Below are 353 nucleotides of genomic sequence, written 5' to 3'. Positions count from 1 at the left end.
GCGGGTCAACGCCACAGCAGCCGCCACTTTTTGCCAGTTAACGCCTTCAACGGGTGGAAACAGCGCCGCCAGCGTGTGGGTCAGCCGTTGTTCATCCACCTCAATGGCGTGGTTAACTTCACCGAAAAAGCGCGCCACCGCGCGTTCGTTATGCCACATGCGGTTCAGATACAAGCGATCGCCGTACAGCACCAGCGGCGTGGGCTGCTCGCCACGGCTTACCGCAGCGGAGGCCAGCAGGCATTCCGACCAATCTTCCGGTTCACCGGCCTCGCACAGCCAGGCGCTCAACAGCGGATGGGCATCTTCGCGTAAAGACAACCGGGAAAGCGGTAAGCAAACGTGCCCCTCGC

General features: G+C 61.8%; 1 pseudogene. It reads right to left on the bottom strand.

Annotated elements, in window-relative coordinates:
- Positions 1–353 (bottom strand): annotated as a pseudogene (gene recD / locus FDX03_RS23450) (exodeoxyribonuclease V subunit alpha); the annotation flags it as partial.

Origin of the sequence: Citrobacter sp. wls827 (assembly GCF_005280875.1) — a bacterium.
GTDB lineage: Bacteria > Pseudomonadota > Gammaproteobacteria > Enterobacterales > Enterobacteriaceae > Citrobacter > Citrobacter youngae.
This window is presented reverse-complemented; position numbering and strand designations above follow the sequence as displayed.